Source organism: Nocardiopsis sinuspersici (assembly GCF_001998325.1).
GTDB classification, from domain to species: domain Bacteria; phylum Actinomycetota; class Actinomycetes; order Streptosporangiales; family Streptosporangiaceae; genus Nocardiopsis; species Nocardiopsis sinuspersici.
On the sequence record NZ_MCOK01000001.1, the window covers coordinates 1,832,425 to 1,851,771 of the forward strand.

The following is a 19,347-nucleotide window of genomic DNA, read 5'->3' on the forward strand; positions in this document are numbered from 1 at the left end:
CCGCCGTGGCGCCACGCCCCGCGGCCGGTCGCCACGGCGACCGGCCGCGGGCGGTGGCCGTCCACGTCGTCAACAACCTGGCCCTGCCGCTGTTCGTGCTCCTCGCCGGAGCCGCCGGATTCGCCTGACCCGGCGTGGGCCACCCGCCCCGCCTCGCAGGGCGTGACCACGGGACCGGACGCGCCGTCGGAACCGAAGGACTCGGACGGCGCACCCGGTCCCGAAGCGGGCGGAGGACGTGCCAGACTCCCGCAATGACAGAGCCCGAGAAGCTTCCCCCCGGTGTCCTGCCGACGCGTCCGGTCCTCGGCGGTTTCCACCCGGACCCCACGGTGTGCCGCGTGGACGACGTCTTCTACCTCGCGTGTTCGAGTTTCGAGTACGCGCCGGGGATCCCGCTGTTCCGGTCGTCGGACCTCCTCACCTGGGAACGGATCGGTTCGGTGATGGACCGTCCCTCCCAGTTGGAACTGTCCGACGCGGCGCCGTCCGGGGGCGTCTACGCTCCGACCCTGCGCCACCACGACGGCACCTTCTTCCTGGTGACGACCAACGTCTCCGACGGCCCCGGACACCTGTTGATGACGGCGACCGACCCCGCCGGGGCGTGGTCCGACCCGGTCCGTGTCCGCGGCGCGGGCGGCGTCGATCCGGACATCGCCTGGGACGAGGACGGCAGGTGCCTCCTCACCTGGGCCGACGGCGGGATCCGCCAGGCCCCTCTCGATCCGGGTACCGGTGACCTGCTGTCCGAACCGCGCCCGTTGTGGAGCGGTACCGGGGGCAGGGACCCGGAGGCTCCGCACCTGTACCGTGTCGGCCGCTGGTGGTACCTCGTGATCGCCGAGGGCGGTACCGGCGCCGGGCACGCGGCGACGGTCGCCCGGGCCCCGTCGCCGACGGGGCCGTTCGAGCCCTGCCCGCACCAACCCCTGCTGACCGCCCGGGGAGGACCCGGGCCGGTGCAGAACACCGGGCACGCCGATCTCGTCGAACGGCCCGACGGCTCCTGGGCGATGGTGTTCCTGGGAGTGCGCCCCTCGGGCTCCTTCCCCGGGTGGCATGTACTGGGCAGGGAGACGTTCGCCGCCGAGGTCGCCTGGCGGGACGGTTGGCCGGTGGTCGCCGGACCGGTCGAACCGGAGGAGACGCCGGCGGTGCGGACGCCACTGGGCGACGGGGTGATCGGTGCGGACTGGGTCGGCGCCGGTGTCTTCCCCGAGCGGGCCCTGCGGTGGTCGCGCGGGCGGTGGCGGATGTCGGCCCGCGGAGCCGAGCCGGTGTTCGTCGGCCACCGCCAGGAGCACACGACCATGACCGTCCGGGCCGGGATCGACGCGCACGAGGGCACGGGCGCGCTGGAGGTCCGTGTCGATCCCGTGCACAGGTTCGCCCTGGAGGTCGACGGCGCGCGGGTGAGCGCCGTCGCGCGCGTCGGACCGCTCACCACCGTGCTGGGGGAGGCTCCCGCGACCGCGGACACGGTCCTCGAACTGCGGGTGGTCCGGCCGACGGCGCCCGAGCACAGCCGTGAGCGGGGGCCGGACGTGGTCGTCGCCGCCGTCCGCACCCCGGAGCGGACGGTCGAGCTGGCCCGGATGGACGGGCGCTACCTGTCGACCGAGACCGCCGGCGGGTTCACCGGCCGCATGGCCGGGGTGAGCTGTGCCTCGGGCGAGATCGACGTGCGGTTCGTCGAGTACCTCGGCGGTGCCTGAGGGGACCGCCGCGCCTACGCGGGGCGATGTGCGCTGACCGTCCGGCGCCTGGTGGACCAGGGCCGGTCGAGGGCGGCCTGTGCCTGTCGCCGGGTGGACCCGGATGAAGAGCGGGGTGCCCGGTCACCGCCGGGGGAGGCGGTGGCCGGGCACGGCCGTGTCCGCTGGTCGGCGGGGGAGTGTGGTGCCGAGGAAGCCGGTCCACTCGGTGGAGGGAGGGGGGACACCCGGCGGCGGGGTGCCCGGAGTCTCGAAGGGCCCCACCGCAGGGGAGACGGCGTGCGTCCGGCGTGCCCGGAGGCCGGTGCGGGAGCGGCTTCCCCGGCGATCCGGACCGGGGGATGTGTTGCCCACCACCTTGTGCGACCATAAAATGAACGAGCATCATTTTTTGTACGGCCGAGGAGACCGCATGGGAAACCGCCTCAGGAACTACGTCAACGGTGGGTTCGTCGACGCCCACGGGCAGGAGGGCATCGACGTCGTCGACCCCACGGACGGGAGCACCGTCGCGGTGTCGCCGGTATCCGACCACGTCGACGTCGACGGCGCCTTCACGGCCGCCCGTGAGGCGTTCGAGGGCTGGAAGGACGTCACCCCGGCGGAGCGCCAGCGCCTGCTGCTCAAGCTCGCCGACGCGGTCGAGGCGCACGCCGACGAGATCGTCGAGGCCCAGCACCGCAACACCGGCCAGCCGCGCTGGATGATCTCCCAGGAGGAGATCGGCATGGGCGTGGACCACCTGCGCTTCTTCGCCGGTGCCGCCCGCACGCTGGAGGGCCGCGCCGCCACGGAGTACATGGAGGGCCACACCTCCTACGTGCGCCGCGAGCCGGTCGGCGTCGTGGCCCAGGTGACCCCGTGGAACTACCCGCTGCTCATGGCGGTGTGGAAGCTCGGCCCGGCGCTGGCCGCGGGCAACTGCGTCGTGCTCAAGCCCTCCGACACGACCCCCGAGTCGACACTGGTCCTGGCCCGCCTCATCGGCGAGATCCTTCCCGCGGGCGTGGTCAACGTCGTCCTGGGCGACGCCACCACCGGGAAGCTCATGGTCGAGCACCCCGAGCCGGCCATGGTCTCGCTCACCGGCTCGGTGCGTGCGGGCCGGCAGGTCGCCGCGTCCGCCGCGCGAGGCCTCAAGCGCGGCCACCTCGAACTCGGCGGCAAGGCGCCCGCCGTGGTCTTCGCCGACGCCGACCTGGCCGCGACCGCCAAGGCGCTCGTCGAGTTCGGGACCTTCAACGCCGGCCAGGACTGCACCGCCGTCACCCGGGTGCTGGTCGAGGAGAGCGCGCACGACCAGTTCGTGGAACTGCTCGCCGACGCCGCCCGGGGAACCACCACCGGAAGGGCCGACGAGTCCCAGAACGACTTCGGTCCGCTGAACAACGCGCGCCACTTCGCGTCGGTCAGGGACAAGCTCGACCGGCTTCCCGGGCACGCCACCGTGGTGGCCGGGGGCGCGCCGGTCGAGGGCTCCGAGGGCTACTTCTTCGAGCCGACGGTGGTCACCGGCCTCCGCCAGGACGACGAACTGGTCCAGGAGGAGACCTTCGGGCCGGTCCTGACGGTACAGACCTTCTCCTCCGAACAGGAGGCCGTGGCGCTGGCCAACGACGTCGACTACGCCCTGGCCTCCAGCGTCTGGACCTCCGACCACGGCACCGCCATGCGCCTGACGCGCGCCCTCGACTTCGGCTGCGTCTGGGTGAACACGCACGTGCTGCTGGCCGCGGAGATGCCCCACGGCGGCTTCAAGTCCTCCGGCTACGGCAAGGACCTCTCGCTGTACTCGGTGGAGGAGTACACCCGGGTCAAGCACGTCATGCACGCCCTCGGAGTGTGAGCCGGTGCGCCCGAGGCGGCCCCGCTCAGCCGACGGCGCCGGTGAACCTCTGCCGCAGGCCCCCGATCAGGGAGTCGAGCGCGAGCTCGAAGGCCCGGTCGGCGGCCGCGCGGGGGTCCCGCGGCCGCTGCGCGGCGAACCGGGTGAAGGTCGGGGCCAACTCCTCCAGGCCGCCGGGGTCGAAGATGTCGGTCGGCGCGAGGACGTCGTAGGCGGCCCCGAAGACGAGGGCCTCGACCCCGACGATGATGTCCACGGCGTCCGCGCCGTCGATCCCGGCGTCGCACAGGGCGCGGGCGACCCGTTCGTACATCCGCAGGGTCTGGGGGGAGTCGGCCACGGGCAGGACCGCCATGACCGGGATGAGCGCGGTGTGCTGCGCGAAGCAGCGCCGGTAGGAGCGCGCCCACTCCCGCAGGGCCTCGTCCCAGGGCCGTGTGTTGAAGGGGGAGCAGTCGATCTGCTCGTTGACGCGGTCCTGGATCAGCACCAGCACGTCGCGCTTGGAGGAGACGTGGTTGTAGAGCGCTGAGGCCGAGACCCCGAGCTCGCGCGCCAGCGAGGCCATGGTCAGGCGCCGGTAACCCTGTTCGGTCACGATCCGTATCGCGGCCTGTGTGAGCCGCTCGCGGGACAGGACGGGGGAGGAGGGTCTGCCCCTGCCTCGTGTGCTGGGCGGTTGCTGGCTCACTGAGGCCTTCCTTCTGTTGTCGCCGCGAGGCACCGGCGCGATCTTCCTCAAGTTTGAAGTGCTCCCCGGGTGAATCTAGGGGATTCTCGCCTACCTTTCGGTGGTGGGCTTGACGCGGCGAGCGCGCCTGACGACTGCCCTCCCGGCAGCCGGGACCTCCACGACGTGGCCGATCCGGTACAGATGCAAGATGTTGAGGGCCGCATTGTCGTCGGCGTTCGCCTCGAAACCGCAGCCCTCCTTCTTGCACACGAACGTGGCCTGATCCTCCCGGTTGCCGGGTGTGGTGAACCCGCACTCCGAACAGCGCTGGGAGGTGCCCGGGGCGGGAACCCTGACCAGGGTGCCACCCCGCCAGGCGAGTTTGTACGCCAGCATCGTGACCGTGCGCCCCCACGCCTCCTGGGCGATGGCGCGGTTCAGGCCCGACTTCTGTGCGACGTTGGCCCCTGGCTCTTCGACAGTACCTTTGGCGGAGCGGGTCATGTTCGTGATGGTGAGGGCCTCGACCACGACCGTCCCGTACTGCTGGGCCAGAGCGGTGGTCGTCTTGTGCTGCCAGTCCTGGTGGCGTCGCGTGGATCTTGCGCGCAACCCGCGGATCTGGTCATAGGTGCGGTGCAACCGGTGTGAGGTGCGCTCGCCGGGTTTGCGGTGCTGCTTGCGCTGGGCGGCGCGCCGCTCCAGACGCAGGAGTTTGGTCTTCTCCTTCGCGTTCAGCCACTTGTCCCGGTCAGCCGTACCGTCCTCGGTCCTGGCGGGACGTCCGTGGCCTTGGTGGTTGCCGTCCGACAGGGCCAACGGCACGGTGACCCCGACGTCAACGCCGACCTCGGGGCCGGTGTGCGCCTCCGGCTCGGCCTCCAGAGTCTGGACGCGGAAGGCGATGTGCCAGCCCAGCGCGTCCTTGATCAGCCGTGCTCCGGTGATGCGGTTCTCGGCGTTGGCGCGCTTGCCCACCGGCAGGTCCTTGGTCCACCGAAACCGCACCCGACCGATTTTGGGCAGGTTGGCCATCCCCCAGCGGCGGTGCACGCGGACGATGTTCAGATGCTGCCCCTGCGGGACGTCCACCGACATGACCGACCGGATGCGGGACTTGAAGGTGGGCTCGTCGGCGCGGCCCGCCCAACAGTTGCGCCACGCCCGGAAGTACGTCTTCAACACCGCCTGCGCGGCCTGCGCGGGCAACACGGCCAGGAAGTCCATGTCCTTGCGGGCCCGCCGGATCGCGGCGTCGGCATCCCTGAGATCCACACGCCGGTTCTCCCCGACCATGGTCCACCACTCGTGGAGCATGTTCCACAGGGCGCGGGCGGCATGCGCCTGACCGTCCAACGTCGACACGTGAGCAGGCGACAGCACCAGCCGGGCGCGGTGCCCGACCTGCCGCTTGACCAAGATGTCGTGACTCACGGTAGCGAGCATAGCATTGGTTTATGTCACCAAGATGGACACCAAATCCTGATGTGCGAACCGGGCGCCACGTCGTCTGCTCTCTTCATGCCCATTTGGTTTTTCTCACGAAGTATCGGCGTGGGGCGCTCACCGACCCCTTGCTCCTCAGGTGTGAGGAGATCATGCGCGATGTGTGCGCGGACTTCGAAGTCGAGTTGGTCGAGTTCAACGGCGAGGACGACCACGTCCACCTGTTGGTGCGCTATCCGCCGAAGGTCCAGCTCTCCAAGCTGGTCAACAGCCTCAAGGGGGTCAGCTCCCGCAGGCTTCGCCAGGAGCACGAGGAGCATGTGGGCCGGTACCTGTGGGGCGGCCGATTCTGGTCCGGCTCCTATTTCGCCGGATCATGTGACGGAGCGCCGCTGACTGTCGTGCGTGAATACGTCGAACAGCAACAACGTCCGATCTGAGAGCTGGTCGGGGGTTCGGGTCGGACACACCTTTGGCCTGAAGGCCGAAACGTTCTCGGAGAGAGCATCAGAAGCGGCTCGGCGCCGACGGTTCGGCGCGGTGCGGGCCGCTGACCTGTGGCTGTCCTACCAGCCGCAGTTTGACAGCGGGGACGTCTTCCCCGTTAATGAATGATGTTCATTTTGATGTTCGAAGGAGCACACCCATGAGTGGCACACACGTCATCGGCAGCGCCGAGGCGCTCGAACGCGACGTCGTCGTCGTGGGCGCCGGACCGGCCGGGCTGATGGCCGCGCGCACCCTCCGGGCCGCGGGCCGGTCCGTCGCGGTCCTGGAGGCCCGTGACCGTGTGGGCGGGCGCACCTGGTCCCGGGAGATCGACGGGGCCTTCCTGGAAGTCGGCGGGCAGTGGGTCTCGCCCGACCAGTCCGAGCTGCTCGGACTCCTCGACGAGCTGGGCATGAGCACCTTCCCGCGCCACCGCGACGGTGCCGACGTCTACCTCGACCCGGACGGCCGCCGCCACGAGTTCACCGGGACGATGATCCCCGCGGGCGAGGCCACCGAGGCGGAGATGAAGCGCGTCATCGGGGCCCTGGACGACCTGGCCGAACAGATCGGCCCGCACCGCCCCTGGGACCACCCGCTCGCCCGCGAACTCGACACCGTCACCTTCGACGAGTGGATGCGCGGCCAGACCGACGACGCGACCGCCCGGGAGAACCTCGGCATCTTCATGGCCGGGGGCATGCTGACCAAACCCGTCCACGCCTTCTCCGCGCTCCAGGCCGTCCTCATGGCCGCCTCGGCCGGTTCCTTCTCCCGCCTCGTGGACGAGGACTTCATCCTCGACCGCCGTGTCGTCGGGGGCATGCAGTCGGTCTCCGAGGCGATGGCCGACGCCCTGGACGAGGGCACCGTCCACCTCGGGAGCCCGGTCCGGGCCATCCGCTGGGACGGGGACGCCGACGGCCGGGTCACGGTGTGGTCCGACCGCCTCACCGTGCGGGCCCGCCGCGTGGTCGTGGCCGTGCCGCCCACCCTCTACTCGCGCATCTCCTTCGAGCCCGCCCTGCCGTGGTTGCAGCAGCAGATGCACCAGCACACCTCGATGGGTCTGGTCATCAAGGTCCACGCGGTCTATGACAGGCCCTTCTGGCGGGAGAAGGGCCTCTCCGGCACCGGCTTCGGGGCCAGGGAGCTCTGCCAGGAGGTCTACGACAACACCAACCACGGGGACACCCGGGGCACCCTGGTCGCCTTCGTCTCGGACGAGCTCGCAGACCGGGCCCTGAGCCAGGACGCCGGGGCGCGCCGCGAAGCGGTCCTGGGCTCCCTCTCCCGCTACCTGGGCGAGGAGGCGCTCGAACCCCTCGTCTACTACGAGTCGGACTTCGTCTCCGAGGAGTGGACCCGCGGCGCGTACGCGGCCAGCTTCGACCTGGGCGGCCTGCACCGCTACGGCGCCCACCAGAGGGAGCCCGTGGGCCCCCTCCACTGGGCCTGCTCGGACCTGGCGGCCGAGGGCTACCAGCACGTCGACGGGGCCCTTCGCCAGGGCCGCCGCGCCGCCGAGGAGATCCTCGGGGCGCCCGTCGACACCGAGGCACCGATCGGGTGACCCGCCTCCGGGGCCGGCGCGCGGCGCACGAACCCCACCCCCTGGTGAGTCCGCCCGGACTCACCGGTTCCCACGGCGCCGGCCTCGGCGCCGAGACCGACGGCGACGACAGGAAGCAGTCATGACGGACACGACCGAACAGCCCGCGAAGGCGGGTACCGACGACAGGACCCACTGGAAGGGCCTCAGCAAGGGAACCGTCGGGCTTTTGGGAGGTGTGGTCATCGGCGTCTCCACCATCGCCCCGGCCTACACCCTCTCGGGCTCCCTGGGCCCGACGGCCTCGGCCGTCGGCGACCACCTGCCCGCGATCCTGCTGGTCGGGTTCGTCCCGATGCTGCTGGTGGCGATCGGCTACCGCCAGCTCAACAAGGCCATGCCGGACTCGGGCACCACCTTCACCTGGGTCTCCCGGGCCTTCGGCCCCTGGGTCGGCTGGATGGGGAGCTGGTGCCTGCTGGCCGCGACCATCCTGGTGCTGTCCAACCTCGCGGGGATCGCCGTGGACTTCTTCTACCTGGCGATCTCCCAGATCAGCGGCCAGGAGTGGATCGCCGGTCTCACGCGCAACGTGCCGGTCAACATCGTGACCTGCCTGGCGTTCATGGCCGCCGCGGCCTGGATCTCCTACCGGGGGATGGAGGCCACCAAGACGTTCCAGTACGTCCTGGTCTCGCTCCAGGTCGTGGTGCTGCTCTGGTTCTCCGTCGCGGCGTTCTCCCAGGTCGCCTCCGGGGCGGCCTTCGACGGCGCAGCCGTGAGCCTGGAGTGGTTCAACCCGTTCGGCGTCGACTCCTTCTCCGCCTTCGCCGCCGGTGTGTCCCTGTCCGTCTTCGTCTACTGGGGCTGGGACGTGGTCGTGACGATGAACGAGGAGAGCCGCGGCACGACGACCACACCGGGCAAGGCCGCCATCGTCACCATCCTCGTGGTCGTCACGCTCTACACCCTGGTGTCGGTGGCCACGCTCTCCTTCTCGGGGGTCTCCACCGGTGAGCTCGGGCTGGGCAACCCCGACATCCAGGGCAACGTCTTCGCCGCTCTGGCGGGCCCGGTCATGGGCCCCTTCGCCGTCCTGATGTCCCTGGCGGTGCTGTCCTCGTCGGCCTCCTCGCTCCAGTCCACGATGATCTCGCCCGCGCGCACCATGCTCGCCATGGGCCACTACGGGGCCCTCCCGGCCAAATACGCACGGGTCAGCCCGGTCCACCACACCCCCGGTTACGCCACGGTCGTGGCGGTGGTCATCGCCTCGGTCTTCTACGCGGTCATGCGCGTGCTCTCCGAGAACGTCCTGTGGGACACCATCACCACGCTGGGCATGATGGTCTGCTTCTACTACGGGGTGACCGCCCTCGCCTGCGTCTGGTACTTCCGCCGCGAGGCGGCCTCCTCGCCGGGCAGCCTGGTGACCAAGCTGGTGGCGCCCCTGCTCGGCGGGATCCTGCTGCTCGTGTTCTTCTTCCAGACCGCCTGGGACTCCATGGACCCCGCCTACGGCTCCGGATCGCAGATCGGCGGTGTCGGGCTGGTGTTCGTCCTCGGTGTGGCCGTCTTCGTCCTGGGCGCCGTGGCCATGGTCGTGCAGTACCTGCGCGAACCCGGGTTCTTCCGGCGCCGGTTCGCGACCACCGAGTACTCCGCCTAGAGCGGGTACCCCAAGTTCCGACTTCTTCGACGACAAGGACCGACATGTTCGCTCACGGCTCGGCCGACGAGCCGTCCGCCACGGTGATGCCGCCGGAGTGGGCGCCGCACGACCGCACCTGGATGGCCTTCCCTCCGGCCAACGACACCTTCGGCCCGCCCGGGAGCGCGTCCCTGGGCCGTGCCCGCGCCGCCTGGGCGGCGGTGGCCCGCACGGTCGCGGGGTACGAGCCGGTCACCGTCGCCGTCGCTCCCGAGGACGCCGGGACGGCCGCGGAGCTGCTGGGTCCGGGGGTGGACACCGTCGAGGTCCCCCTGGACGACGCCTGGCTCCGCGACTCCGGTCCCACCTTCGTCCACGACCCCCACGGCGGGGTGGCCGCCGTCGACTGGGTCTTCAACGGCTGGGGCGCCCAGGGGTGGGCGGCCTGGGAGAAGGACCGGCTCGTGGGCCGCAGGGTGGCCGGGCTGGCCGGCGCGCCCCATGTCGCGAGCAGCCTGGTCAACGAGGGCGGCGGTTTCCACGTCGACGGCGCCGGCACGGTCCTGCTGACCGAGACCGTGCAGTTGGACGCGGGCCGCAACCCGGGGCTGACCAGGGACGGGGTCGAGGAGCTGCTCCACGCGCGGCTGGGCACCAGCCACGCCGTCTGGCTGCCCCGGGGCCTGACCCGCGACTACGACGAGTTCGGCACCAGGGGGCACGTCGACATCGTGGCGAGCTTCACCGAGTCGGGCACCGTGCTGCTGCACCGGCAGGACGACCCCCGACACCCCGACCACGAGGTCACGCGGCACCTGCGCCGGGTGCTGGAGGAGTCCGTCGACGCACGCGGCAACCCCCTGCGCGTCGTCGACGTTCCCGCCCCCCGGACCCTGACCGACGAGGAGGGGGCGTTCGTCGACTGGTCCTACATCAACCACTACGTGGCCAACGGGGTCGTGGTGCTGTGCTCCTTCGACGACCCGAACGACGGGGCCGCCGCGCGGATCCTGGCCGAGGCCTACCCGGGGCGGGCCGTCGAACAGGTCGACGCCCGCGACGTCTTCCGCTTCGGCGGCGGCATCCACTGCATCACCCAACAGCAGCCCGCCCCGCGCGGCGGCGCACCGAGGAGGGGGCACTGATGGAGTCCTTCGACGTGGTCGAGGCCACGATCCCGCAGATGCGCGAGGCCCTTCGGAGGGGACGCGTCACCAGTGAGGAGCTGGTGCGCGCCCACCTGGCCCGTATCGCCGCCTACGACCACACCGGCATCACGCTCAACTCCGTGGTGGTGATGAACCCCCACGCCGTCGAGGAGGCGCGTGCCTCCGACGCCCGGCGCGCGCGTGGGCGGACCCTGGGCCCGCTCGACGGCATCCCCTACACCGCCAAGGACAGCTACCAGGCCCGCGGACTGACGGTCGCGGCCGGATCACCGGCCTTCGAACACCTCGTCGCCCAGCGCGACTCGTTCACGGTGGCGCGCCTGCGGGAGAGCGGGGCCGTGCTGCTCGGGCTGACCAACATGCCGCCCATGGCCAACGGCGGCATGCAGCGCGGGGTGTACGGGCGGGCGGAGAGCCCCTACAACGGGGACTACCTGACCTCGGCCTTCGCCTCGGGGTCCTCCAACGGCTCGGGCACGGCCACGGCCGCGAGCTTCGCCGCCTTCGGGCTGGCCGAGGAGACCTGGTCCTCCGGGCGCGCCCCCGCCTCCAACAACGCCCTGTGCGCCTACACCCCGTCCTGGGGCGTGATCTCCATCCGCGGGAACTGGCCGCTGGTGCCCACCATGGACGTCGTGGTGCCCCACACCCGCACCATGACCGACATGCTCGAACTCCTGGAGGTCATCGTCGCCGACGACCCCGAGCCGCGCGGGGACTTCTGGCGCCTCCAGCCCTGGATCGACGTCCCGGCGGCCTCACGGGTGCGTCCGGCCTCCTTCACCGCTCTGGGCGTGGACGGCGCGGACGCGGGACGCCGGGCCCTGGACGGGCTCCGGATCGGTGCTCCCCGCTTGTACACCGGCACCGACACCGAGGCCGGTACCGCTCAGAACCCCGGCATCGGGGGCCCGACCGGGCAGCCGGTGCTCACCCGGCCCAGCGTGCTGCGGCTGTGGGAGGAGGCCCGGGCCGACCTGGAGGCCTCCGGCGTCCGTGTGCGGGACACCGACCTTCCCGTGGTGACCAACTACGAGGGGGACCGGCCCGGAGCGCCCACGATCAGGACCCGGGGGCTGGTGAGCCGGGAGTACCTGGACCGGGAGATCCTCGACCTGTCCGCCTGGGCCTGGCACGACTTCCTGCGCGCCAACGGCGATCCGCACCTGGACGACCTGGGGCGGGTCGACGGTGCCCGTATCTTCCCGCACGAGCCGGGCACCCTTCCGGACCGCTACGACGGGTTCGACGACGACATCGCCGCCTACCCGGAGTTCGCGCGCCGCACCGGCGTCACCTCCCTCACCGAGATCCCCCACATGGAGGAGGGGGTGAAGGGACTGGAGAGGACGCGCCGTGTGGACTTCGAGGACTGGCTGGACCACCTGGGCCTGGACGCGATCGCCTTCCCCGCGGTGGCCGACGTCGGTCCCTCCGACGCCGACGTGGACCCGGAGTCGGCGGACCTCACCTGGCGCAACGGTGTGTGGGTGGCCAACGGCAACCTGGTCTGGCGCCATCTGGGGATCCCCACGGTGACGGTGCCGATGGGCACGATGTCCGACACCGGGATGCCGGTGGGGCTGACCTTCGCCGGGCGGGCCTACGACGACGCACGGCTGTTGAGGATCGCGGCGGCCTTCGAGGCGACCGGTGACCGGCGCAGGGAGCCGCCCCGCACCCCGCGCCTGTCCTGAGGGAGCGGGCGGGGCGTGTCCGGGCCGCCCCGCCCGCGACGGGCGGGGAACGGACCTTCTCCGCCACCTCGCGGAGGCCCCGCCTGGGGCGGGGCGAAGAAGTCCCGTGTTCCAGGCGGCGGAGACCGGGCCCGCCCACCGGTGTCACCCGCCAGTCCGGGCTCCCGCCCTCTCCGGAGATCCTCCACACGGACCCGCTCGGAGGCCGTGCCGCGGCCACCTCTTCGGCGGGCCCGGACGCCCTGCTGTGCCGAGGGGCCTCCGGTCCCGGCTCAGGCGTCCGGCCGGGACGGCGGACCGGTGGCGGTGAGGCCGTCGAGCACCACCTCGCCGGCGTAGGCGCGGCCCGGGTCGTCCTCCACCAGGTACACACGGGAGACCGTGACCGGGTGTCCGACACCGTCGGGCACCTCGACGCGCACGTCGCGCCAGCCCTCCCAGTCGACCGCGGGACCCTCGAGGGAGTGGCCGACACCGTGGCCGTCGGTGAGGCCGAGCCTGAGGCGGGCACCGTTGCCGTCGCCGTGCACACCCACGGTGAACGCGAAGGCCTGGCGGTCGAGGGTGATCGGCTCGGGCGGGTGGGCGGCGGCGGCACGGACGCGGATGTCGCGGGTGAAGTCGTAGGCCAGCGCCAGTCCGGGGCCGTCGCGCCCGGCCACGGGGCGCACACCGGACTCGCCGCGTGCGGACCGTGCCGTCCACTCCCGCGCGTCGTCGAAGGCCGCCACGGAGACCGTCCGCGCGCCGACGGAGAAGGGCACCTCGGTGCTCACTCCGCCGGCGGTCACCGTGAGGGTGCCCGCCCCCTCCCCGGTACGCGGCCGCACCTCGAAGCGGCCGTCGTCGCGGCCCACGACCTCGACCAGGTCGGGGACGGCCTCGACCTCGGCGTCGACCGGTTCGACGGGCGCCCGCTCCCCGTCCTCGGTGACCCCGGTGAGCACGAAGGAGGCGGTGTCGTCGGACGAGGCCAGGCCCAGGCGTCCCGGCGTGGCCCGAAGTGTGTCGGGGACGGGCAGCACCTCCAGGTCGACGGTGCTCCGGAGGGCGCCCGCCCGCCCCGTGACGGTCACCGGACCGGGGCCTCCCGCGACGAACCGGGGGCCGTCACCGTGCCCGGCGGGCGCGGACAGCGTGAGTTCGCCGGTGCGGTCGTCGGGGGTGTCGGGCGCACCGGGACCGGACGGACCGAAGGCCTCGTCGTGCCCGGTGGCGGCGAGGGTACGGCTCATGCCGGTGAACACGCGGCGCGGATCCTCCTGGGACGGGGTGGGGGAGCCGTGTTCGGGCCGGGGCTCCAGCGCGGGCCGCAGCCACAGGTCCGAGGTCCGGGCCGAGCCCTCGGGCGCCGTGATCACCAGGCCGTCGGGGACCTCCCGGAGCTGGTCCCCGGCGCGGTTGCGCAGCACCGGGCGGACGCCCCCGGGCTCGCGGACGAGCAGGGTCGAGGACCCGCCGCCGTCCAGCTCCAGCGCCTGGGCGGCCCCGGACGCGGCGAGCAGTTCGGCGACCTCCGCGAGCGTGGACCCGGCGGTGGCGGGGTTGCGTCCGTCCGCGGTCACCACGTGCATGGCCTCGCCGTCCTCGGAGAACCCGATCGCTGTACGCGGCGCGCGGGAGTCGTCGTCGACGGGGACGGGCTCGCCGTCGCGGACCAGCACGTGCCGTCCGCCCAGGACGACGCGGGGGTCGGCGCCCTCGGCGGTGAGGGTGTGTTCCAGGCCGACCGGGTCGCCCTCGGACAGGGCGGCGACCCGCTCCGCCGCGGAGCCGCGCGCCACCAGGACCTGGTCGTGCTCGTCGATCGGGCCGCTGCCGGGGGTGTCGTCGACATGCTCGACGGTGCCCTCGGAGATGACGGCCTCGGCGACGGGGGCGGCGGCCGTGCCCCCGGGATCGGTCCCCGGTTCGTACACGACGTGTTCGCGGGGGTGACCGCCCCAGTCCGACGTGTACAGGCCGATACCGTCCGCGGGGACGGTGGGGGCGTTGAGGGCGTCGAGGTCGAGGTCCCCGGTAGGCAGGGAAACGGTCCCTTCGAAGTCCACCCGCCGCACACTGCCCGTGCCGTCGGCGTCGATGACCACGGCGTGGGCGAACCCCTCGCCCGGTGAGGTGAGCACGCGTCCGTCGCGCATCCCCGCGCCCATGGGAGCCTGGGTCGCGCCGATGTCGAAGTAGCCGCCGTTGACCGCGGCGACGACGGTGGAGCCCTCGGGAGGCTCGGCGGCGGCCGCCATGTCCGCGACCGTCGCGGGTGAGGTGAGACCGCCTCCGTCGACGTACTCGATCCCGACCTCCTCGGTGAGATCGACGGTGAGGACACTGGCGAACTGCTCCCCGCCGCCCTCGGGGCCGGGGACGGGGCCGGACACGAGGTCCACCCCGGTGGCGACCCGCTCCTCCACGGCCCCGGCGATCCCGGACGCGGGCGGGACGACGTCGGCCGTCACCCGGGGCGCCGGCGCGAGCAGGGCCATGGGTGCGACCAGCACGGCGACCACGGGGACGGCCGCCGAGCGGACGGGACACGAGGGCCTCGGTCGGCACAGGTTCACGGGGGCACCCTTTCGTGTGAGGGCTCGTCCGGGAGGCGAGCGATGCGCCCGGTGCTCGGGCCGTGCACATCCTCCACGAAGGGTGGTCCCTCCAGGGGTGGCACACACCGGAGGGGGCGAACATGAACGCGGGAGGATCCGCGGGTTCCTCTCCGTGCCTCGGAGGTGGGCCGTGCGGCCCCCTCACACGGTCCATGACCTGTGAGGGACGGTGACGACGGGGCGGCCTCCACCTGGTCGCGCCGGGTCACGGTAGGCACGGTGCCGGTCCTGGCGCTGGTCGCCGCGGTGGTGTCCTGCTCCCGTATGTACGAACTCGCCCCGCGCCACGGCGAGGCCGAGTGGAGGGCGGCCCTGCTTCCGCTCTCGGTGGACGGCATGGTCGTGGGCGCCTCCATGACACTGCCCAATGACGTCCGACACGGCCGCAAGGGCGGTCTCTTGGCCCTGGACGCTGCTGAGCGTCGGCACCGGCGTGTCTTCGGCGGCCAACGTCGCGGTGGCCGACCCCACGGTGTGGTCGCGGATCGTCCACGCCTGGCCTTCGTTCGCCTTGATCGGTGCCCACGAACTGCTCATGCGCGAGTTCCGCACGGTGGCCAGAAGCGTACGCACTGCGTTCACAACCGGTGAGCAAAGGCCAGCGAACCCTGAACTCACGGGTGAAAAGTCCGTGGGTGCGCGGGCGTTATGGTCCGGCATGCGGGAATTCATCCGAATCCATGCGGGCGTCGGCGTTCCTGACGGACCTTCTCGGCACGGGCGCGAGCCGCTCTTCCGGTCAGTCGGCGCGGCGAGTGCTCAGTCGAGCGGTGCCGTGGCTCGGATGCCGGCGAGCACCACGGCGACGATGCGCTCCGCGTCCGTGCGGGTGAACGCGCGTAGGCCGCGGTTGACGATGAGGTGTACGGGGCCGGAGATCAGCTCGCCGAGGAAGGAGCTGTCGACCGGGGGCAGTTCGCCCCGGTCGACGGCGGTGTCCACCCGCCGTCGCATGGCGGCCACGCGCTGGTCGAGGATCCTGGCCAGCGCCTGCCGGACCGGAGGGCTTTGGTGGGCGGGCTGGACGGCCTGTTCGAGCGTCCGGCCGAACGGCGTTTCCAGGCCACCGGCAATGCCCATCAGGAAGTCCGCCAGGTCCCGGTGGAGGTCGCCGGTGTCGGCGACCGACGCGAGGTCCTCGGCGTAGCGCAGCAGGGCGTCGACGACCAGCTCCTCGCGGTCGGGCCAGTTGCGGTAGACGCTGGTCTTGTGCACGCCGGCCAGCTCGGCGACCTCCTCGTAGCGAAAGCCCACGATGCCGTCGCGCGCGACGAGCTCAGCGGTCGCGGCGAGAATCCGCGCCCGTACCCGCGCGTTGCGGCCACCGGGACGCCGTGCGGGCGGGCGGTCCGCGTTCCCGTTGGCCATCGACGCGCTCACCTCCTGTTCCTCTGCTCGGGTGCCGATTGTCGCCAGGGGTGGCGTTGCGGTGCAAGTCGGTCGTAAGTAAGCTCCGTAAAAGCAACGTTTAGTTGCTTTAACCTTCGGTCGTCACGGCTGTGGCCCATCCGCCGACCACACTGCCCTGTGCCTCCCCGCTGCCCACCGGAGGGCCGTCACCGACCCGACCGGCACGTCCACCCAGACACACCTGGAGCACCCAACGTGAACATCCTTGTCTCCGGAGCCGGTATCGCCGGCCTCGCCGCCGCACTTGAGCTCGGCACCCGCGGCCACAACGTCACCGTCGTCGAGTACGGCCGTCATCTCCGATTCGCGGGCACACCCATCGACATCCGCGGTGACGCGGTCGAAACCGCGGAGAAGATGGGACTGCTCCCGAGGATTCAGGAGCAACGGTTGCGGATGACCGAGTCCACCCGGTTCGTCGACAGCGACGGCGAGCCGGTGGGCCGCATCCCCGTGGCTCAGATAAGCGACTCCGAGGACGACATCGAGATCCTCCGCGAGGACCTCATGCGCATCCTCGCCGACGCGCTCCCGGGCACCGCGGAGATCTGTTTCGGGGACTCGATCGGGACACTGGCCGAAAGCAGCGACGGCGTCAGCGTGCGTTTCGCCTCCGGCCGCACCAGGCGGTACGACCTCGTGATCGGTGCCGACGGGCAGCACTCGGCGGTACGCAGGCTGGTGTTCGGGCCCGAGGAGAACCACCTTCGCCACCTCGGGGTCTACATCGCGCTCGCCGCCCTCCCCGGCGAAGCCCGGTCCGAGGGCGTCAACTCGATACACAACGTCCCCCGCAGGCTGGCAGGCACCTTCTGGTACAAGGACAAGGCCGTCGCGGTCTTCCAGTTCCTCTCGGAACCGCTCACCTACGATCGCCACGACCTGGACGCCCAGAAGAGGATCGTCATCGACGCCTTTGCGGACTACCGGTCGTGGAAGATCCCGGAACTGCTCGACGCGGTCCGCGCCGACCCCGACTTCTTCTTCGACTCCGCGAGCCAGATCCACCTGCCCTCCTGGCACCGCGGCCGCGTCGTCCTTGTCGGGGACGCCGGCTACAGCCCGGCCTTCCTCTCCGGCCGGGGTACGTCACTCGCGCTCACCGGCGCCCGCATTCTCGCCGAGGAACTCGACCGGTTCGGCGGCGATCACACCGCCGCGTTCGAACGGTACGAGGCCCGGCAGCGCCCCTACGTCGCCTTCGCCCAGGACAGTGTCAACGGTGGTCGCGACCGCATGCTGCCGACCAGCTGGTCCGCCATCGCCGCCCGCAACGAGGCCCTGCAAGCAGCGGGCACCGACACGCGCTGAACCCGGTGCGGAGAGTTGCCCACCCCTGATGCGCTGGAGAGGATACATGTGAAAGACACACTGGAAGAGCCCGCTCCCGGCGCCCGGGAGCACCGATGGAGTAGGCGGCTCATCCTCTGGGCGGCCGTCCTCATCCTCGCCAACGTCCTGGCCGACGTGGCCATCGCCTCCCCCATGATGGTCCTGCCCCAGCTGCTCGAACACTTCGGCACCGACCAGGTCGCGTGGCTGAACGCAAGCGCGATGCTGGCCGGGGCCATCTGGTCGCCGCTGCTCGCGAAGAGCTCCGACGTCTTCGGTCAGCGCCGGTTGCTCGTCATCACGCTGTCGACCGCATGCGTAGGCGCGCTGGTCTGTCTCGTCGCACCCAACGTCTGGATCTTTCTGGTGGGGCGCTTCCTCCAGGGGGCCGCCCTCGGGGCGATCTTCATCACGGTGGCCCTCATCCGCCGACTCTGCGCCCCGCGGGTGGCCATGCCCGCGATCGGACTCGTGACCTCGGGCTCGTCGATCGTCGGGATCATCGAGCCGTTGGTGATGCAGCCGATCATCCACGTGTTCGGCTATCGGAGCGTGTTCGTCGTGGCAGGCCTGCTCGCTATGGCGGCTGCGCTGTGCGTGCGCTCCTTCATCCCGGAGCCGTCGGTCCGCGGCACCGGCCGGATCGACGTGGGCGGGGCTCTGCTGCTCGGCGGCGGGATCGGCGCGGTGCTCGCCTACGCCAGTCTCGGCGGGGACTCCGGGTGGCTGTCCGCGGGCATGCTCGTGCTGTTGGTGGTCGGTGCCGGCGCGTTGGCCGGTTGGGCGGTCCTCGCCCTGAGGGTCGCCGAGCCCATCATCGACATTCGTGCCCTCAGCCGACCGGTCCTGCTGACGCTGCTGGCCTTGGTGCTGGCCGCGGGCTCCTTCCGGAGCATGCTGCAACTGACGAGCGTCATCGCCCAGGTGCCCTCTGACCTGGGGCTCGGCTACGGGTTGGGCGACGGAGAGGCGATCGGAGTACTCCTCGCCACCTCCTCGTTCGGCATCGTGGTCGGCGGTACGCTCGCCGGATGGTTCGCAGGGCGGTTCGGCCCCGAACGGCCCCTCCTCGCCGCCATCACCGTCGGGACGGTGGCGACCTTCATGATGCTGGCGGGCGTGTCGGTGCTCCCGCTGGCGATCGCCTGTTGGGCTATGGTCGGCCTGGCAGCCGGCGCGATCGCGACGTCCGGCTACAACCTGGCGACCGATCTCGCACCGCCCGAGCGGCAGGGCACGATCTCCGGCCTGGTGTCGGTCATGTTCGCTCTCGGTTCGGTCGTCTTCAGCTTCGCCGGAGGCGAGATCCTCAAGGCCACCCGTATCTCCGGGACCGTCGCCGACAGCGCCTCGGTGAGCACGGCGGCCGGCGTGCACCTCTACGTCCTGATGGCCGGGATGCTCTTCGTCCTCGCTGCGGTGCCCGCGACCATGCTGGTGCGCAGTCGGCGTGCCGCGCCGGTCGCGACCGAGGCGCCGCGGCGTCCGGGTCCGTCTGCGGTCAGTTCGTGACCCGGATGGCCGAGGGCCGTACCGGTGGGAGCCCGGGCCGGCGCATGGACGGCGGCTTCGGTGCCGACGGCTTTGGCCGGCTCGGTGCGCTGTCGGGGAACACTCTCCGCACTCCCGGACTCCCTACGAGCTCCCAAGTCTCCGGAAACGAAAGGCGTCCCTCGCGGAGGAGGAACGCCTGCGTGGGAAAGGGAAGCCTCCAGGGGCCGAGCCCTGAACCCGTGGATGAGAAGTCCGGCGCCCTGGTGC

At 71.6% G+C, this 19,347-nt stretch carries 15 protein-coding genes; 11 read left to right on the top strand and 4 right to left on the bottom strand.

The window, feature by feature from the left end; genetic code table 11:
* Positions 1 to 5: 5 nt before the first annotated feature.
* From NOSIN_RS27995 to NOSIN_RS07725, 3 genes are all read left to right on the top strand, one after another.
* Positions 6 to 128: a hypothetical protein gene (locus NOSIN_RS27995; RefSeq protein WP_255528183.1), complete on the top strand. Its 123-nt coding sequence runs from the start codon at positions 6 to 8 to the stop codon at positions 126 to 128.
* Positions 129 to 254: 126 nt separating this feature from the next.
* On the top strand, positions 255 to 1,718 hold the full coding sequence (locus tag NOSIN_RS07720; RefSeq protein ID WP_077690072.1) for a glycoside hydrolase family 43 protein: 1,464 nt from the start codon (positions 255 to 257) through the stop codon (positions 1,716 to 1,718).
* A gap of 412 nt (positions 1,719 to 2,130) precedes the next feature.
* Complete coding sequence (locus tag NOSIN_RS07725; RefSeq protein WP_077690073.1) at positions 2,131 to 3,564, top strand: gamma-aminobutyraldehyde dehydrogenase; 1,434 nt, start codon at positions 2,131 to 2,133, stop codon at positions 3,562 to 3,564.
* A 25-nt stretch (positions 3,565 to 3,589) separates the two neighbouring features.
* Here the strand turns inward: NOSIN_RS07725 and NOSIN_RS07730 are convergent, their stop codons facing one another.
* Together NOSIN_RS07730 and NOSIN_RS07735 are read right to left on the bottom strand one after the other, a co-directional pair.
* Positions 3,590 to 4,255, bottom strand: a complete 666-nt coding sequence (locus tag NOSIN_RS07730; RefSeq protein WP_077690074.1) for a TetR/AcrR family transcriptional regulator — start codon at positions 4,253 to 4,255, stop codon at positions 3,590 to 3,592.
* A 90-nt stretch (positions 4,256 to 4,345) separates the two neighbouring features.
* Entirely contained in the window at positions 4,346 to 5,671 is a 1,326-nt protein-coding gene (locus NOSIN_RS07735; RefSeq protein WP_077693478.1) for an RNA-guided endonuclease InsQ/TnpB family protein, read from the bottom strand.
* 23 nt (positions 5,672 to 5,694) lie between these two features.
* Between NOSIN_RS07735 and tnpA the strand changes: the two genes are divergently transcribed.
* From tnpA to NOSIN_RS07760, 5 genes are all read left to right on the top strand, one after another.
* Positions 5,695 to 6,123 (top strand): IS200/IS605 family transposase, encoded by a 429-nt coding sequence (gene tnpA / locus NOSIN_RS07740; RefSeq protein ID WP_077690075.1) that lies wholly within the window; start codon positions 5,695 to 5,697, stop codon positions 6,121 to 6,123.
* A gap of 206 nt (positions 6,124 to 6,329) precedes the next feature.
* Entirely contained in the window at positions 6,330 to 7,745 is a 1,416-nt protein-coding gene (locus tag NOSIN_RS07745) for a flavin monoamine oxidase family protein (protein ID WP_077690076.1), read from the top strand.
* Between the two features lie 121 nt (positions 7,746 to 7,866).
* On the top strand, positions 7,867 to 9,393 hold the full coding sequence (locus NOSIN_RS07750) for an APC family permease (RefSeq protein ID WP_077690077.1): 1,527 nt from the start codon (positions 7,867 to 7,869) through the stop codon (positions 9,391 to 9,393).
* Positions 9,394 to 9,437: 44 nt separating this feature from the next.
* The gene (locus NOSIN_RS07755) at positions 9,438 to 10,520 is read left to right on the top strand and encodes an agmatine deiminase family protein (protein WP_077690078.1); all 1,083 of its coding nucleotides are present in this window, start codon (positions 9,438 to 9,440) and stop codon (positions 10,518 to 10,520) included.
* Positions 10,520 to 12,241: an amidase gene (locus tag NOSIN_RS07760; RefSeq protein WP_077690079.1), complete on the top strand. Its 1,722-nt coding sequence runs from the start codon at positions 10,520 to 10,522 to the stop codon at positions 12,239 to 12,241. Before NOSIN_RS07755 ends, NOSIN_RS07760 begins: the two co-directional genes overlap by 1 nt.
* A 272-nt stretch (positions 12,242 to 12,513) precedes the next feature.
* Here the strand turns inward: NOSIN_RS07760 and NOSIN_RS07765 are convergent, their stop codons facing one another.
* On the bottom strand, positions 12,514 to 14,739 hold the full coding sequence (locus NOSIN_RS07765; RefSeq protein ID WP_236743325.1) for a phosphodiester glycosidase family protein: 2,226 nt from the start codon (positions 14,737 to 14,739) through the stop codon (positions 12,514 to 12,516).
* Positions 14,740 to 15,108: 369 nt separating this feature from the next.
* Here NOSIN_RS07765 and NOSIN_RS07770 point away from each other — a divergent pair, with 369 nt between their 5' ends.
* Positions 15,109 to 15,435: a DUF2637 domain-containing protein gene (locus NOSIN_RS07770; RefSeq protein ID WP_301549285.1), complete on the top strand. Its 327-nt coding sequence runs from the start codon at positions 15,109 to 15,111 to the stop codon at positions 15,433 to 15,435.
* A 168-nt stretch (positions 15,436 to 15,603) separates the two neighbouring features.
* Here NOSIN_RS07770 and NOSIN_RS07775 read toward each other — a convergent pair whose 3' ends face one another.
* A complete protein-coding gene (locus NOSIN_RS07775; protein ID WP_236743326.1) occupies positions 15,604 to 16,224 on the bottom strand; it encodes a TetR/AcrR family transcriptional regulator in 621 nt (206 codons plus the stop codon).
* A gap of 225 nt (positions 16,225 to 16,449) precedes the next feature.
* Here NOSIN_RS07775 and NOSIN_RS07780 point away from each other — a divergent pair, with 225 nt between their 5' ends.
* Together NOSIN_RS07780 and NOSIN_RS07785 are read left to right on the top strand one after the other, a co-directional pair.
* Positions 16,450 to 17,565 carry an FAD-dependent monooxygenase gene (locus NOSIN_RS07780; protein WP_077690082.1) on the top strand — a complete coding sequence of 372 codons (1,116 nt, stop codon included), beginning with the start codon at positions 16,450 to 16,452 and terminating at the stop codon, positions 17,563 to 17,565.
* A gap of 48 nt (positions 17,566 to 17,613) precedes the next feature.
* Positions 17,614 to 19,098, top strand: coding sequence for an MFS transporter (locus tag NOSIN_RS07785; protein ID WP_077690083.1), 1,485 nt, complete (start codon positions 17,614 to 17,616; stop codon positions 19,096 to 19,098).
* Positions 19,099 to 19,347: the final 249 nt, after the last annotated feature.